We start from the raw sequence: 13,975 nt of genomic DNA on the forward strand, positions 1-13,975 counted from the left end.
CGAACCGTGTTCGTAGGTCCGCGCGTACTTCCCGTACGGGGAGGCCTCACGCCTTCCCGTACGGGGAGGCCTCACGCCTCCCGGCGGTGGCGGGGCGCCGGCCGGTCCCCGGCCTCCCCCGGCTCGACGGGGACGGCGGTCGCGGCCGAGGCGGCGGCCTTGCGGTCCTTCTCGGCCTGCTCCTCCGCCTCCATCTCGGCGAAGACGTCGATCGGCGGCGGCGCCTTCGCCAGGAAGACCCACGTCAGATAGACGGCCAGCAGGAACGGCGGGATCTTGAGCGCGATCAGCACCCACCCGAGCTGCGCGGTGTCGGCCCACCAGTAGAGCGGGAAGAGGATCGCGCACTTGGCGAGGAGGATCAGCCCCCAGGCCCAGCTGGACTTGGCGTACGCCTTCTTGCGGCCGGGGTTACGGGTGCGCCAGGAGAGGTTCTCCTTGAAGACCGGGCCGAGGATCAGGCCGATCAGCGGCACACCCGCCATCGTCGTGACGAGATAGGCGACCGCGAGCCCCAGCGTGTAGACCATGCCGGGCAGATAGAAGTCCTTGGCGTTGCCCGTCATCATCGCGAAGACGACACCGAAGGCGACCCCGAAGACCCCGCTGAAGGCGTGCTTGACGGTGTCCCGGCGGATCAGCCGGACCACCACGAGGAGCAGCGAGACGGCCAGGGCCGCGATCGCCGAGGTGTGCAGGTCCTTGTTGATCGTGAAGATCGTGACGAAGAGCAGGCCGGGGAGGACTGTCTCCACCATGCCGCGCAGGCCGCCGAACGCCTCGAAAAGGGCCGCCTCGGTGACGGCTTTCGCCTCACTGTCCTGCTGGGCCCGGGTCGCCTCGGCGGCGGGGGGCGGCGAGGCGGGTGATGCGGTCGAGACGACGGGCTTGTCGGGTGACGTCACCGGCTATTCCTGTCCGAGCGGTCGGAGTTCGTATTTGGGATTGAACAGCACCCGGCGGCCGTGGCTCAAGGAGATCCGGCCGGAGGCGATCAGTCTGCGGCCGGGTTCTATGCCCGTGATGGAGCGCCGGCCCAGCCACACCACGTCCAGCGGCGCGGTGCCGTCGAACAGCTCCGCCTCCAGCGCGGGCACGCCGGCCCGAGGACGCAGCGTGACCGTCCGCAACGTACCAGTCACCCGGACTATCTGGCGGTCGTCGCAGTCGGAGATCCGCGTGCACCCGGACGCCTGGGCGTCCACCCGCAGCTCTTCGCACTCCAGATCCTCCTGGGAGCTGGACAGCCGGTCGAGCATCCGGCGGAAGCGGCCGGACGGCTTCTCAGCACTCATACGTGAAGCGTACCGGGGCGGGCGGGTGCCGGATCAACGCACGGAGCCATGCGCCGGATCAACGCACGGAGCGATGTGCGGGATCAGCGCTCGAAGCGGTAGCCCATGCCCGGCTCGGTGACGAAATGTCTGGGGTGCGAGGGATCGGCCTCCAGCTTGCGCCGCAGCTGGGCCATGTAGACCCGCAGATAGTTGGTCTCGGTGCCGTACGAGGGCCCCCAGACCTCCTGCAGGAGCTGCTTCTGGCTGACCAGCCGGCCCGTGTTGCGGACGAGCACCTCCAGCAGATGCCACTCGGTCGGGGTGAGCCGTACGTCCCTGCCCTCCCGGTGGACCTTCTTGGCGGCCAGGTCGACGGTGAAGCCGCCGGTCTCGACGACCGCGGTCGCGTCGTCGCCCTCCCCGCCGACCGGCTCGGCCCGCCGGACCGCCGCGCGCAGCCGGGCCAGCAGTTCGTCCATGCCGAAGGGTTTGGTGACGTAGTCGTCGGCGCCGGCGTCCAGTGCCTCGACCTTCTCGTCGGAGGTGTGGCGGGCGGAGAGCACCAGGATCGGGACGCGGGTCCAGCCGCGCAGGCTCTTGATCACCTCGACGCCGTCCATGTCGGGCAGCCCGAGGTCGAGCACGACGACATCGGGGTGCCGGGCCGCCGCCAGTTCCAGGGCGCTCGCGCCGTCGGCGGCCGCGTCCACCTCGTACTTGCGCGCCTTCAGGTTGATCACGAGGGCGCGTACGATCTGCGGCTCGTCGTCGACCACGAGCACCCGGGTCATGGGGGCCTGCCTTTCTGCTGTCCGGGCCCTGTCATGAGGTGTCATGAGCTGACCCGGGCGCGGAGTTCGGGGCGTACGGATTCGGGGCGTACGGACACGAGTCCGGACGCCGCCCGGAGGGTGAGGACCATGGTCATGCCGCCGCCGGGGGTGTCCTCGGCGGCGAGGGTGCCGCCCATGGCGTCCACGAAACCGCGCGCGACGGCGAGTCCGAGGCCGACCCCGGCTCCGCGCGGGGCGTCGCCGTGGCGCTGGAAGGGCTCGAAGATGCGCTCCTTGGCGTCGTCGGGGACGCCGGGTCCTCGGTCCACGACCCGTACCTCGACCCGCTCGCCGAGCGCGCTGGCCGCGACGTTGACGCGCCGTCCTCCGGGGCTGTACTTGACGGCGTTCTCGACGATGTTGGCGACCGCGCGCTCCAGCAGGCCGGGGTCGACGGCGACCATGGGCAGCGATTCGGGGATGTCCAGCTCCACGCTGTCCTCCGGTACGCCGCCGAGCGCCATCGGCACCACCTCGTCGAGGTCGATCTCGCGGATCAGCGGGGTGACGGTGCCGGTCTGGAGCCGGGACATGTCGAGGAGATTGCCCACCAGATGGTCGAGGCGGTCGGCGCCGTGCTCGATCCCTTCGAGCAGTTCGGCCTGGTCCTCCTCGGACCATTCGACGTCGTCGGAGCGCAGGGAGGTCACCGCGGCCTTGATGCCGGCCAGCGGGGTGCGCAGGTCGTGGCTGACGGCCGCGAGCAGGGCGGTCCGGATGCGGTTGCCCTCGGCCAGCTCACGGGCCTGCTCGGCCTCGCCGACGAGGCGCTGGCGGTCGAGGACGACGGCCGCCTGGGCGGCGAAGGCGGCCAGTACCCGGCGGTCCTCGGCGGGCAGGACCCGGCCGGAGAGCGCCATCGCCATATGGTCGCCGACCGGCATGTCCACGTCCGCGGCCTCGGGGCGGTCGACGGGCTGGGGCCCCACGCTGCCCGCGCGGGTCCAGGGATCGACGTCGCTCTTACGTTCGAGGAGGGCGACGGACTCCATGGAGAAGGTCTCGCGGACCCGCTCCAGCAGGGCGTCCAGGGTGGTCTCCCCGCGCAGCACACTGCCCGCGAGGAAGGAGAGGATCTCGGATTCGGCGCGCAGCCGGGCGGCCTGATGGGTCCGGCGCGCGGCCAGATCGACCACGGAGGCCACCGACACGGCCACCGCGAAGAAGATCACGATGGCGACGAGGTTCTTGGGATCCTGGATGTCCAGGGTGTGGTCGGGCGGGGTGAAGTAGAAGTTGAGCAGCAGCGAGCCCACGGCGGCGGAGGCGAGGGCGGGCCGCAGCCCGCCGAGCAGGGCCGCCAGCACGTTCAGGAAGAGGAACAGCAGCACGTCGTTGGCGAGCCCGAGGGTGTCGTTCAACGCGGTGAGCAGCAGCGACAGCAGGACAGGCGCGACGACTCCGGCCAGCCAGCCCCAGATGATCCGGGAGCGGCCGAGCCTGGCCCCGCGCGCCACCGGCAGCCCTCGGCCCTTGGCCACCTCCCCGTGCGTGACGATGTGCACGTCCAGGTCGGGGGTGGACTCGCGGGCGACGGTGACGCCGACGCCGGGCCCGAAGATGTACTGCCAGGTCTTGCGGCGGCTGGAGCCCAGCACGATCTGGGTGGCGTTGACGCCCCGCGCGAATTCGAGCAGCGCGGAGGGGATGTCGTCGCCGATGACGTGGTGGAAGGTGCCGCCGAGGTCCTCGACCAGCTTGCGCTGGACCGCGAGCTCCTTCGGCGAGGCGGCGGTCAGGCCGTCGCTGCGCGCGATGTAGACGGCGAGGATCTCACCGCCGGAGCCCTTGGCGGCCATGCGGGCCGCGCGGCGGATGAGCGTACGTCCCTCGGGGCCGCCGGTGAGGCCGACGACGATGCGCTCGCGGGCCTGCCAGGTGGTGCGGATGTTGTGCTCGCCGCGGTACTGCTGGAGGTATTCGTCCACCCGGTCGGCGACCCAGAGCAGCGCGAGCTCGCGCAGGGCCGTGAGGTTGCCGGGGCGGAAGTAGTGCGAGAGCGCCGCGTCGACCTTGTCGGGCTTGTAGACGTTGCCGTGCGCCATCCGGCGGCGCAGCGCCTGGGGCGACATGTCCACCAGCTCGATCTGGTCGGCCCGCCGGACCACCTCGTCGGGGACGGTCTCCCGCTGCCGTACGCCTGTTATCGACTCCACGACGTCACCGAGTGATTCCAGGTGCTGGATGTTGACGGTGCTGACGACGTCGATACCGGCCTGGAGCAGTTCCTCGACGTCCTGCCAGCGCTTGGCGTTGCGCGAGCCGGGGACGTTGGTGTGCGCGAGCTCGTCGACGAGGGCGACGGCGGGACGGCGCTCCAGGACCGCGTCCACGTCCATCTCGGTGAAGAGGCCGCCGCGGTACTCCAGCTCGCGTCGGCCGATCTCCTCCAGCCCGTGCAGCAGCACTTCCGTACGCGGCCGGTCGTGGTGTTCGACGAAGGCGACGACGCAGTCGGTGCCCCGCTCCACCCGGCGGTGTGCCTCGGAGAGCATCGCGTAGGTCTTGCCGACGCCCGGTGCCGCACCCAGGTAGATCCGAAGTTTGCCGCGTCCCATGGCCCCATTGTCTTCCAGAAGGACCGCCGCGTCCGACGCGGCGGCTGTCTCGAAGTTACCGCCGGGGCCGGTGACAAAAGGGGCGGGCACCGGCGGCGGGGTCCGTCTTGACGCGATTCTGATGCGGCCCGGGCCGCACCGGCCTCCCGGGCGCTTCCCGGGCGCGGTGCGCGGGCCGATGTCGAGAGTCAGGACATCGGCCCGGGTTCGCCGACGGAGCCGAGGGCGCGGTTCGGTGCGGTCATCGACCGGTTTCTCCCCTCCTGGACGGGGAGGGCGGCTCCGCTCCGCCGCCCGGCGTGCCGGGAGCCGGGTGACGAGCGGCGAACGGCGAACGGCGAACGGTGGAAAAGCCGGTGGGCCGCACCCCTTGACGGGGTACGGCCCACCGGCCACAGCTCTGCTCGCGCGTCTCCCGCGTACGGGTCGGCCGCGTACGGTCAGCGCACCTCGGTGATCTCGGGACCGCGCTGCAGCTGTCCCATCCCACCGGAGAAGCGGGAGCCCTCCTGCTCGTCCTGCTGAACGCCCTCGGCCACCATCTGCGCGTCGTCCGGCAGCTTGAGGACGATCGGGTCGCGGGGCGCCATCGGGCCCTCCCCGCGCACGACGACGGTGTCCCGGAAGATCTGCTCCAGCAGCCCGGCGGCCTGCGGCTGCACCGCGCCCTGTCCGGAGATCACACCGCGCAGGAACCAGCGCGGGCCGTCGACCCCGATGAAGCGCACGAGCTGTACGCCTCCGGTGCCGTCCGGCAGCTGTACGGGAACCTGCGCGCGCAGCTCCCAGCCCAGCGGCCCCTCGACCTCGTCGATGATGCCGCCCTGCTGGGTGATGCCCGAGGCGATCTCCTCGCGGACCTCGCCCCAGATGCCTTCCTTCTTGGGCGCGGCGAACGCCTGGAGCTGTACGGCGCTGTCCCGCACGACGACCGTGGCGGCGACGATCGCGTCACCGGCGACCTCGACGCGCAGCTCCATGCCCTCGACCCCGGGGACGAAGATGCCGCCCAGGTCGACCCGGCCCTCGTCGGGCTTGGAGACCTCGGAGAGGTCCCAGGGTCCGTCGGGCCTGGGGGCCGGCGGAAGGTTCATCCGGCGGGACGTCGTCCCGGCCTCACGGCCGCCGTCGTTGCCGGCGTCGCCGTCGACGAACTGCTCGGCCTCGCCCGCTGCGTCCGCCGCGTCCTCTGCGGAACCACTCTTCTTGCGACGTCCGAACACGTCACTGTCCTTCCCGGTCGGATACGACCGAAGCGTATCGATTCCCACCCTGCACGCCGCCCACGGCGGCATGACCGCCTGTGGACCCGAAACCCCCCTCGGCCCGCGCGGACCCGGGAAGCTCCGCCACCTCGTGGAAGCGCACCTTCTCGACCTGCTGGACGACGAGTTGGGCGATCCGGTCGAACCGCTCGAACCGCACGCTCTCGCGCGGGTCCAGATTGACCACGATCACCTTGATCTCTCCACGGTACCCGGCATCCACCGTGCCCGGGGCATTCACCAGAGCGACACCGCAGCGTGCGGCGAGCCCGGAGCGCGGGTGCACAAAGGCCGCGTACCCGTCGGGCAGGGCGATGGACACCCCCGTGGGCAGGACGGCCCGCTCACCGGGAGCGAGCTCCGCGGCCTGCGTGGTGACCAGGTCGGCGCCGGCGTCGCCCGGGTGTCCGTACGACGGAAGCGGTGTCTCCGGGTCGATCAGGCGGATCAGTACATCGACAGGGGGTCGGCTCATGGGTTCACCTCGAAGGCGCGGACGCGCTTGATCTGGTCCGGGTCGGCCATCGCCGCCCGGATCTCCTCCTGGCGGCCGTGGTCGACGAAGTGGTCGACCCTGACCTCGATGAAGAGAGCGTCGGCACGGACGGCGACGGGGCCTTCGGGGCCGCCGAGCCGGCCGGTGGCGGTGCAGTAGATCTTCCGCCCGTGGACGGCGGTGACCTCGGCCTCCAGATACAGCAGCGCACCGACCGGTACGGGCCGTACGAAGTCGGTCTGCAGCCGTCCGGTCACCGCGATCACCCGCAGCAGCCAGTTCAGCGAGCCGAGCGTCTCGTCCAGCGCGGTGGCGAGCACGCCGCCGTGCGCGAGACCGGGAGCGCCCTGATGGGCGGGCTTGACCGTGAATTCGGCGGTGATGGTCACGCCCTCACCGGCGCGCGCCTGTACCCGCAGTCCGTGCGGCTGTGCCTCGCCGCAGCCGAAGCAGTGCTCGTAGTGCGCTCCGAGCAGCTCACCGGGGGCCGGGGCGTCGGGGTGCCTCACCGGCGGTACGGCGTCGGCCGGCGGGGTCAGGGACCCGGGCCCTGCGGGGGATCCGGGGGGCGTCCCCGGGGATGGCACATTACTCACAGGCGCAGACCTTACCCGCGCGGTCGCCCGCGGACCGCACCATGCCAAGCTTGCCCCCATGGAGCCAGCCGCCACGCACTACGACGAACGCCTCACCGCCCCCCGTTCCTGGTGGGGGATCGCCGCCCTCATCGCCGTGGCGGGGGGCCTGATACTGCTGCCGCTGGGGCCGCTGCCGCTGCTCGGCGGGGTGATCGGCGCGGGTGCGCTGGCGGCGGCCGGAGTGAGTTCGTACGGCTCCGCGCGGATCCGGGTGGTGGCGGACTCGCTGGTCGCGGGTGACGCCAGGATCCCGGTCTCGGCACTCGGTGAGGCCGAGGTGCTGGACAGTGAGGAGGCGCGCGCCTGGCGGCTGCACAAGGCCGACCCCCGAGCCTTCATGCTGCTGCGCAGCTATGTGCCGACGGCGCTGCGCGTGGTGATCACGGACCCGGACGACCCGACGCCGTACGTCTACCTGTCGACCCGGAACCCGCGGGCGCTCGCGGCGGCGCTGTCCGCCGGATCCGACCGGACGGGCTGACCCCGCCGGGCTGACCCCGCCGGGCGGGAAGCGCCCCGCCCGGACAGGACTGTGCGTGCCAGGCGTCGCGAGCCAGGCGGGACTTCGCGACAGGCCCTAACGCCCCAGCTCTCCGGGGAGCTCGGGCGGAAGCTCCCGCGGCCGCTCCAGCGCGGGCAGTTCCGGGAGCGCGTCCCAGGGGATCTGGCGGGTGCGCAGGTCCTCGCGGATGCGGTCGGCGACCCTCTTGGTGTCCCGCCGGTTCATCATCGCGCCGACGGCCGCTCCGATCATGAACGGGACCAGGTTCGGCAGGCTGCGGACGGTGCGCTTCATGATCTGCTGCCGCAGCTCGCGCTTCATCCCGCCGCTCAGCGCGACGGGGATGGTCGCCGGTCTGGTGACATCGACCCCGCGCTCCTCCGTCCAGGACATGAGATAGGCGGCGCTGCGCTCCTTGAGCGTGCCGGGCGGCCGCAGTCCGTAGACCTCGTGCAACTCGGCGATGAGCTTCAGCTCGATGGCCGCGACGGCCGTGATCTCGGCTGCCAGCTCGGCCGGCATCGCGGGCGGTACGGGCATCATCGCGGCAGCGCCGATGCCCGCGCCGACCGTCGAACTGCTGTTCGCGGCGCCCGCGACCAGCTTGTCAGCCAGCTCCTCGGGGCCGAGGCCCGGGAACTGCTTGCGCAGGGTCGCCAGATCGCGGACCGGGACCCGAGGAGCGTTCTCGATGATCCGGTCGGCGATGTGGACCAGCGCCGCTTTGGCGCCCTGGCTTCCCCTGCGAAAACCCCGTTTGACAGCGTCCAGGCGCCGGCCCCCGGTCACGGGGCCGTCGTGGTCGTCCTGGTGCGCTTCGAGCGAGGCCGTCGGGCCCCGCTCGTCGTCGCTCATGCCGGGAAGGGGCAGGAGGGCGGAGTGCTCGGCAGGCGGCGAGACGCCTTCTGCCGGGCCCGTGCCGCCCTCGGGCGCCTCCGGTGAACCCTTCCGCCGGAAGCGCCGTTTCCGGGACGGTGTGTCACCTGCCACGGCCGGCCTGACCTCAGTCGCAGTCGCGGCAGATGGGCTGGCCGTTCTTCTCCCTGGCCAGCTGGCTGCGGTGATGCACCAGGAAGCAGCTCATGCAGGTGAACTCGTCGGCCTGCCGGGGCAGGACCCGGACGGACAGCTCCTCGTTGGAGAGATCCGCGCCGGGCAGTTCCAGGCCCTCCGCCTGTTCGAACTCGTCGACGTCTACGGCCGACGTCGACTTGTCGTTCCGACGGGCCTTCAGCTCTTCAAGGCTGTCCGAATCGACGTCGTCATCGGTCTTGCGTGGGGTGTCGTAATCCGTTGCCATGTCGCTCTCCCCCTCTGGGTATCTGTGGTGTCTTCAGCGCACGTAACGCGTGAGAGGCCGGACTTGTGCCCGACCTGAGGCGGAGATTTTGCCTCACATCAAGGTCTGTTACTCAATCGACACCCAACCGCACTCTCGCTGAGCGTCCGGCTTCGGGTGGCGAAGGGGACCGTACACGGTCCGGTGGTCGTACTCCACGGGCGCCACCCCGTGTACTTCCCGTAATACCGGCCCCGGGAAACCCGGACTTTACCGGCTTTCCGAGGAAGTCCTGATCACGGAGAGTTGACCGGCGCGAATTCGACCCTGTGATCGATCACACAGAGGTCCGTCGGAAACTCGTGCCGAAAATTCCGCGCAAAGCGAACAAAATAATCTCTGCTCCGGCGTCCGCCAATGCCCTCTCATACCGGCAGAGTGACGCGCATCACGAGACCGCCACCCTCGCGCGGCTCGGCGAGGATACGGCCGCCGTGGGCACGCGCGACGGACCGGGCGATCGACAGACCGAGCCCCACGCCCTTGTCGCTGCCCGTCCGCTCCGTGCGCAGCCGGCGGAACGGTTCGAAGAGATTGTCGATCTCGTAGGCGGGGACGACGGGGCCGGTGTTCGACACCACCAGGACCGCCTGGCCCGGCTGCGTCTCGGTGGTGACCTCCACCCAGCCGCCCTCCGGCACGTTGTACCGGACGGCGTTCTGTACCAGGTTCAGGGCGATCCGCTCCAGCAGGACTCCGTTCCCCTGCACGACGGCCGGCGCCCGCTCACCGCGGATCTCCACGCCCTTCGCCTCCGCCTCACCGAGGGCCTGGTCCACCGCGCGGGTGGCGACCTCGGCGAGATCGACCGGCTTGCGCTCCACGATCTGGTTGTCGCTGCGGGCCAGCAGCAGCAGACCCTCCACGAGCTGTTCACTGCGCTCGTTGGTGGCCAGCAGGGTCTTGCCGAGCTGTTGCAGCTCGGTGGGCGCTCCCGGATCGGAGAGATGGACCTCCAGCAGGGTGCGATTGATCGCGAGCGGGGTACGCAGCTCGTGCGACGCGTTCGCGACGAAGCGCTGCTGCGCCGTGAAGGCCCGCTCCAGCCGCTCCAGCATCTCGTCGAAGGTGTCGGCGAGCTCCTTGAGCTCGTCGTCGGGACCGTCCAGCTCGATCCGCCGCGACAGGTCGGAACCGACCACGCGGCGCGCGGTGCGGGTGATCCGGCCCAGCGGCGACAGGACCCGGCCCGCCATCGCGTACCCGAAGGCGAAGGCGATGATGCTGAGCCCGACCAGGGCGAACAGCGAGCGGGTCAGCAGATCGTCGAGCGCCTGCTTGCGCTGGTGGTTGACGCAGCTGTTCATGGCCGCGTTGAACTGCTCGGGCGGCGCCTGGTCCGGGAAGTTGCAGACCTCGCTGCTCACCTTGCCGGTCACGATCTTGAAGGGCAGCTCACTGCCCACATGCAGGGCCTGGGCGGCCAGCAGATAGATGATCGAGAGCAGCAGGATGCCGGCGATCAGGAACATCCCGCCGTACAGCAGCGTCAGACGTATCCGGATGGTCGGGCGCACCCAGGGGAGCGCCTGTTCCGGCCGCCTCGGGTCCCAGGTGGGTTTCGGGGGCGCCCCTGGGGGCGCCGGGGTGGTTGCCACGGGCATCAGATCCGGTAACCGGAGCCGGGCACCGTGACGATCACGGGCGGCTCTCCTAGTTTGCGGCGCAGTGTCATCACGGTCACCCGGACGACATTGGTGAACGGGTCGGTGTGCTCGTCCCACGCCTTTTCCAGCAGTTGCTCGGCCGAGACAACCGCGCCTTCGCTGCGCATCAGGACCTCCAGCACCGCGAACTCCTTGGGGGCCAGCTGAATCTCCTTGCCGTCCCGGAAGACCTCACGGCGGTTCGGGTCGAGCTTGATCCCGGAACGCTCCAGGACGGGGGGCAGCGGCACCGTCGTACGACGGCCCAGCGCCCTCACCCGGGCGGTGAGCTCGCTGAACGCGAAAGGCTTGGGCAGATAGTCGTCCGCGCCCAGTTCGAGGCCCTCGACCCGGTCGCTGACATCGCCGGACGCCGTGAGCATGAGGACCCGGGTGGGGATCCCCATCTCGACGATCCTGCGGCAGACGTCGTCGCCGTGGATCAGGGGCAGGTCGCGGTCCAGCACCACCACGTCGTAGTCGTTGACGCCGACGCGCTCCAGCGCGGCCGCACCGTCGTACACGACGTCGACGGCCATGGCCTCCCGGCGCAGTCCGGTGGCCACCGCATCGGCGAGCAGTTGCTCGTCCTCGACGACGAGTACGCGCACGTCGCTGTTCCTTCCTCTGGGCCCGTCATCGGTGATCAGGGCAGTCCGCCGTGCCGCCCTGGTCAGGGCGGTACGGGTGATGGCACTGGCTGTGCGGCTCCATCCTGCCCGTAGCGCCCATAAACCGGCGGTAAGACGATGCGGGACGACCTGGCACATCCGGGAATAGACCGGTTTCTTTGACAAGTTGAGGTTTCTCGAAGTCAAAGGCTGGGGAAGACGACTTCACACCCGAGATCACGCCCTGTATGAGGCATGCCACACCCCATCTGTCCCCCAGAAGACAGTGGCGCGTGATCCACCCCGTCGGCACACCCCCGTGCCACCGACCAGGACGCCGGCACACCCCCGTGCCACTGACCCACGACGAGGGGGCGCAATGGACGCATTCACCGCAGGGCTTCTCCAGCGCATAAAGGCCACGGAAACAGACCTGACACGAGCCCGTGAGACGGGCGACGACTTCCTCGCGGACGTCGAGCAGGAAGAGCTGGAGGATCTCCGCCGGCTCGCCGCCGAGCATGGTGTGGAGGTCGGCGCCGCAAGCGTCTGACCCGCCCGCCAGGGACCCTACAAGCACCTACCGAGCCGTACCGACACACACAGTCACCCAGTGACATTCACTGCAGACACGGAAGGGCCCCGGCGCCGAGGGGAAGGCGCCGGGGCCCTTCTGTGAGCCTTCCGCGGGGCCCTGAGGCTGCCGGGGCCCCGGTCCCCCGTCCTAGTCGTGCCAGGCTCCGTACTCCTCCAGCAGCGCCTGGAGAGGCTCGAAGACGCCCGGGGTGGCCGCCACGGTCAGGTCCCGGTCGGGCCGGGTGCCGGGGCGGCCGCCGGTGAGCGCGCCGGCCTCGCGGGCGATGAGATCGCCGGCCGCGAGGTCCCAGGGGTGCAGGCCCCGCTCGTAGTAGCCCTCCAGCCGGCCGGCCGCGACATCGCAGAGGTCGACGGCGGCCGAGCCGCCGCGCCGGATGTCCCGTACCTGCGGGATCATCCTGGCGGCGATCCGCGCCTGGTGGGTCTTGACGGTGGTGACGTAGTTGAAGCCGGTCGACACCAGAGCCCGTTCCAGCGGCGGGGCGGGGCGGCAGTGGACCGGACGGTCGTTCAGGAAGGCGCCGCCGCCCAGCACGGCGCGGAAGGTCTCCCGGCGCATCGGGATCTCGACGACCCCGACGATCCGCTCGCCGTCCCGCTCGGCCGCGATGGAGACGGACCAGGTCGGCAGCCCGTAGAGGTAGTTCACGGTGCCGTCCAGCGGGTCGATGACCCAGCGGATACCGCTGCTGCCCGCCGTGCTGGCGCCCTCCTCGCCGAGGAAGCCGTCGTCGGGGCGGTGCTCGGCGAGATAGCCGGTGATCAGCTTCTCGGCGGCGATGTCCATCTCGGTGACGACGTCGATGGGGCTGGACTTCGTGGCGGCGACGGCCAGATCGTCGGGGCGGCCGTCGCGCAGCAGCGCGCCGGCCCGCCGCGCGGCCTCCAGCGCGAGGGCGAGCAGTTCGGCGGTCAGGGCGGTGTCGGCCGGGGTGCCGTGATTCGGGGTGCCGTGATTCGGGATGTCGTCGTTCGGGATGTCGTCGTTCCGGGCGTGGGTCACGCTGGGCTCCTTCAGGCGTACGGGCTGTCGGCGCCCGCGGCGGCGGGCCTGGGGGTACGGGCCGGACAGCAGCCGGCCGGGCAGAGGTCATGGCTCGGACCGAGCGCGCCCAGGGCGCAGCGCTCCGGCGCGCGCCCGCGCTCGGTGGCGGCGCGCTCCAGCACGAGGTCGCGCACAGCGGCGGCGAAGCGCGGGTCCGCGCCCACGGTCGACGAGCGGCGGACCGGCAGATTCAGCTCGGCGGCCTTGGCGGTGGCCTCGGTGTCGAGGTCGTACAGGACCTCCATGTGGTCGGAGACGAAACCGATGGGGACCATGACGACCGCCGGAACACCCTCGCCGTGCAGCGTCTCCAGGTGGTCGCAGATGTCCGGCTCCAGCCAGGGGATGTGCGGGGCGCCGCTGCGCGACTGGTAGACGAGCCGCCAGGGGTGTTCCACACCGGTCCGCTCGCGCACCGCCTCGACGATCTGCCGGGCGGTGTCGAGATGCTGGGTCACATAGGCGCCGCCCTCGCCGTGCTCCTCGGCCGGGCCCGAGGTGTCGGCCGCGGCGACCGGGATGGAGTGGGTGGTGAAGGCGAGATGCGCGCCCGCCCGGAGGTCCTGCGGCAGGCCGGCGAGCGAGGCGAGCACGCTCTCGGCCATGGGACGCACGAAGCCGGGGTGGTTGAAGTAGTGCCGCAGTTTGTCCACGCGCGGCACCTCCAGCCCTTCGCCGGCCAGGGTGGCGAGCGCGTCGGCGAGGTTCTCGCGGTACTGCCGGCACCCCGAGTAGGACGCGTACGCGCTGGTCGCGAGGACGGCGATGCGGCGCCGGCCGTCGGCGATCATCTCGCGCAGGGTGTCGGTCAGATACGGCGTCCAGTTGCGGTTGCCCCAGTAGACCGGGAGCTCCACGCCGTGCTCGGCGAAGTCCTCGCGGAGCGCGTCCAGGAGGGCGCGGTTCTGTTCGTTGATCGGGCTGACTCCGCCGAACAGGTAGTAATGCTTGCCCACCTCCTTGAGCCGCTCCTTGGGGATGCCCCGGCCGCGGGTCACGTTCTCCAGGAACGGAACTACCTCGTCAGGGCCTTCCGGGCCGCCGAAGGACAGCAACAGCAGGGCGTCGTAGGGGGAAGTCGCAGGCTCTCGGGACATGGTCCGATCCTGCCATCCGCCCCTCTCCGCCGGAAAACGTGGCGTGCTGGGGGCATATGCGGACGTAAGCT

General features: G+C 70.9%; 15 protein-coding genes. 2 read left to right on the top strand and 13 right to left on the bottom strand.

The window, feature by feature from the left end; translation table 11 throughout:
- Positions 1-71: 71 nt before the first annotated feature.
- From ACIBAE_RS21560 to ACIBAE_RS21590, 7 genes are all read right to left on the bottom strand, one after another.
- Positions 72-905: a DUF3159 domain-containing protein gene (locus ACIBAE_RS21560; protein WP_399287897.1), complete on the bottom strand. Its 834-nt coding sequence runs from the start codon at positions 903-905 to the stop codon at positions 72-74.
- 3 nt (positions 906-908) lie between these two features.
- Entirely contained in the window at positions 909-1,295 is a 387-nt protein-coding gene (locus ACIBAE_RS21565; RefSeq protein ID WP_399287899.1) for an OB-fold nucleic acid binding domain-containing protein, read from the bottom strand.
- An 83-nt stretch (positions 1,296-1,378) separates the two neighbouring features.
- Positions 1,379-2,068, bottom strand: coding sequence for a response regulator (locus tag ACIBAE_RS21570; RefSeq protein ID WP_399287902.1), 690 nt, complete (start codon positions 2,066-2,068; stop codon positions 1,379-1,381).
- A 41-nt stretch (positions 2,069-2,109) separates the two neighbouring features.
- Complete coding sequence (locus tag ACIBAE_RS21575; RefSeq protein ID WP_399287905.1) at positions 2,110-4,668, bottom strand: ATP-binding protein; 2,559 nt, start codon at positions 4,666-4,668, stop codon at positions 2,110-2,112.
- Positions 4,669-5,108: 440 nt separating this feature from the next.
- A complete protein-coding gene (locus ACIBAE_RS21580) occupies positions 5,109-5,891 on the bottom strand; it encodes a DUF3710 domain-containing protein (protein WP_399287907.1) in 783 nt (260 codons plus the stop codon).
- Position 5,892: 1 nt separating this feature from the next.
- Positions 5,893-6,408 carry a dUTP diphosphatase gene (dut, locus tag ACIBAE_RS21585; RefSeq protein ID WP_399287910.1) on the bottom strand — a complete coding sequence of 172 codons (516 nt, stop codon included), beginning with the start codon at positions 6,406-6,408 and terminating at the stop codon, positions 5,893-5,895.
- On the bottom strand, positions 6,405-7,025 hold the full coding sequence (locus ACIBAE_RS21590) for a PaaI family thioesterase (protein WP_399287913.1): 621 nt from the start codon (positions 7,023-7,025) through the stop codon (positions 6,405-6,407). The genes dut and ACIBAE_RS21590 overlap by 4 nt, the downstream gene beginning before the upstream one ends.
- Positions 7,026-7,083: 58 nt before the next feature.
- On the opposite strand from ACIBAE_RS21590, the gene ACIBAE_RS21595 reads away from it, so the two are divergent.
- The gene (locus tag ACIBAE_RS21595) at positions 7,084-7,548 is read left to right on the top strand and encodes a DUF3093 domain-containing protein (protein ID WP_399287915.1); all 465 of its coding nucleotides are present in this window, start codon (positions 7,084-7,086) and stop codon (positions 7,546-7,548) included.
- A 96-nt stretch (positions 7,549-7,644) separates the two neighbouring features.
- On the opposite strand, the gene ACIBAE_RS21600 is transcribed toward ACIBAE_RS21595, so the two are convergent.
- From ACIBAE_RS21600 to ACIBAE_RS21615, 4 genes are all read right to left on the bottom strand, one after another.
- Positions 7,645-8,559 carry a hypothetical protein gene (locus ACIBAE_RS21600; protein ID WP_399287917.1) on the bottom strand — a complete coding sequence of 305 codons (915 nt, stop codon included), beginning with the start codon at positions 8,557-8,559 and terminating at the stop codon, positions 7,645-7,647.
- 13 nt (positions 8,560-8,572) lie between these two features.
- Positions 8,573-8,869, bottom strand: a complete 297-nt coding sequence (locus ACIBAE_RS21605; RefSeq protein ID WP_114662768.1) for a DUF4193 domain-containing protein — start codon at positions 8,867-8,869, stop codon at positions 8,573-8,575.
- 404 nt (positions 8,870-9,273) lie between these two features.
- Positions 9,274-10,506 (bottom strand): sensor histidine kinase, encoded by a 1,233-nt coding sequence (locus ACIBAE_RS21610; RefSeq protein ID WP_399287920.1) that lies wholly within the window; start codon positions 10,504-10,506, stop codon positions 9,274-9,276.
- A 5-nt stretch (positions 10,507-10,511) separates the two neighbouring features.
- The gene (locus ACIBAE_RS21615) at positions 10,512-11,165 is read right to left on the bottom strand and encodes a response regulator transcription factor (RefSeq protein ID WP_399287923.1); all 654 of its coding nucleotides are present in this window, start codon (positions 11,163-11,165) and stop codon (positions 10,512-10,514) included.
- A gap of 379 nt (positions 11,166-11,544) precedes the next feature.
- Between ACIBAE_RS21615 and ACIBAE_RS21620 the strand changes: the two genes are divergently transcribed.
- Positions 11,545-11,718, top strand: a complete 174-nt coding sequence (locus tag ACIBAE_RS21620) for a hypothetical protein (protein WP_399287925.1) — start codon at positions 11,545-11,547, stop codon at positions 11,716-11,718.
- Between the two features lie 171 nt (positions 11,719-11,889).
- On the opposite strand, the gene ACIBAE_RS21625 is transcribed toward ACIBAE_RS21620, so the two are convergent.
- Entirely contained in the window at positions 11,890-12,726 is an 837-nt protein-coding gene (locus ACIBAE_RS21625; protein ID WP_399288162.1) for an inositol monophosphatase family protein, read from the bottom strand.
- A 50-nt stretch (positions 12,727-12,776) separates the two neighbouring features.
- On the bottom strand, positions 12,777-13,904 hold the full coding sequence (locus tag ACIBAE_RS21630) for a ferrochelatase (RefSeq protein WP_399287928.1): 1,128 nt from the start codon (positions 13,902-13,904) through the stop codon (positions 12,777-12,779).
- Between the last annotated feature and the right edge of the window lie 71 nt (positions 13,905-13,975).

It is taken from the genome of Streptomyces sp. NPDC051569 (genome assembly GCF_044454085.1).
Classification (GTDB): domain Bacteria; phylum Actinomycetota; class Actinomycetes; order Streptomycetales; family Streptomycetaceae; genus Streptomyces.